The organism is Xenorhabdus santafensis (assembly GCF_033949405.1).
GTDB classification, from domain to species: Bacteria; Pseudomonadota; Gammaproteobacteria; order Enterobacterales; family Enterobacteriaceae; genus Xenorhabdus; species Xenorhabdus santafensis.
Genome location: NZ_VCDN01000015.1, coordinates 1 through 1,880 on the forward strand (window position 1 = coordinate 1; position 1,880 = coordinate 1,880).

A 1,880-nucleotide genomic window follows, 5' to 3' on the forward strand; every position below is an offset into this window, starting at 1 on the left:
GCCGGCTGACGGGGTGTCAACCCACCAGATTGCCTTTACCGTGGTGGATGAGTTCGGCAACCCGATCCCTGACTACACGGTCACGTCAATCGCCAATAATGGCGCGGAAATGGAGCAAGAAGGCAAAACCGATGCCAAGGGACAATTAACGGTTTCGCTCACCAATACCCGCGCCGGGGGGACGACCGTAACACTGACGGTCGGGGGGCAGGCCTATCCGGTTGAAGTGAGCTTTATTCCGGATGAAAAAACGGCGCAAATTGCGGAGGGTAACTTACAAGTTATTTATCCGGATGGCTCTATTGCCAAGAAAGAAGATACGTTCATCGCAGATGGAGAAACACAATATCGTGTCAGGGCAATCGTGACGGATAAATCAGGTAACTTAGTTCCTGATGTAGTGGTGACTTTTCAGACTGATAATCAGGCAAAAATAACTGCGAAGGGGCAGAAAACAGATAAAGAAGGGAAAATTGAAATTCCAATCAGTAACACAAAAGCTGGGACAACGATGGTGACAGCAGTCATCAACAGGAGCTCTGGTGCTGTGCAATTCCAGTTACCCATGTTATTTGTTGGAGATAACTTGACTGCCAAGGTAGTAAAAGTAAAAGCAAAATTGGCTCAGAATAAAAACCAGCCTGATCCGGAAGGTAAATATGTTGCTGATGGCAAGACCCCCGTTATTTTAAAAGCCTTTGTTGTCGACCAACACGGCAATGAGCTGCCATCAGCCAATATCCATTGGAAATCTAATTGTGACAAAGACATTATCACATTCGCGGATGCACCATCAAAGACGGATGATAATGGTATCGCCCGCACGACTATAATCAGCAAAAGAGCTGCTGATATCAGAGTTACTGCCTGTACGAAAAAGGGAAATAAGATAAGTGCAAATACATCAAAACCCATTCGATTCAAGGCTGATCAGTCGACCGGAAAGCTTTCTGCAATAACATCATCAAAATCTGAAGCGCTTATTGCAGATAACAAAGACAGTGTAGAGCTGGCTTCTCAACTTTTGGATATGCATGGAAATCCATTGCAGGGAGAAAAAGTCATATGGTCTGTGGATAAAAGTGGCGCCGCTATTAATCAAACTAGTACAACGGATGAGCATGGCAACGCAAAGACAATATTACGGGCAACAAAATCGGGTGAAATTACGGTAACCGCAACTTATGGCGCTTCGCATAATGCTCAAAGCATAACAATTAATGCACAGGCAGATTTGAAGACCGCGAAAGTGGTACTCACTAGCGAAAGCAATGTTGCTGTGGCTGATGGAGATGACGCCATTAGAATCATTGCGACCGTGATGGATGCAAATAACAACCCCTTGGTTGGCAGAAACATAATCTGGCGTTCATCGGAAAATAATAGCCCATTGAAACCAGCTAAAGGTCTTATTGATGGGCAAGGTAAATCCAGTACCGTGATTTCAAGCACTCAGGTAGGAAAGAAGGTGATTGAAGCCAGACTCACGGATGAGATCAAAGCCACCCATTCCGTCATGTTTACGGCAATTTCACCGGATTCTGCGCGGGCCGATGCTGAGGGTATGAAAGCTCAAAGCCACTTTATTCTATCCCCCCAATCGCTGGCGGCAGACGGAACGGCGAAATCGCAAGCCACGCTGATCCTTAAAGACCAGTATGGAAATGTGATCCCCGGTCAGAATGGAAAAATTCACTATTCCGTGGTTTCGGAGGAGGCCAATCGTGTGACATTCCATGACCAAAAGGAGTCTACGCCCGGCACTTATAATGTGACTGTGTTATCAGGCACAACGGCCGGAGAAGTGGTGATCCGTGCGACAGTCACTGAGCAACTCTCTTTTGACACGACTTTAACATTGCTGGCCGATAAAAAGACGG

General features: G+C 46.3%; 1 protein-coding gene. It reads left to right on the top strand.

The window, feature by feature from the left end; translation table 11 throughout:
- Window positions 1–1,880, top strand: a 1,880-nt coding sequence (locus FE392_RS04950; RefSeq protein WP_319929126.1) for an Ig-like domain-containing protein, incomplete at both ends; no start/stop codon positions are given.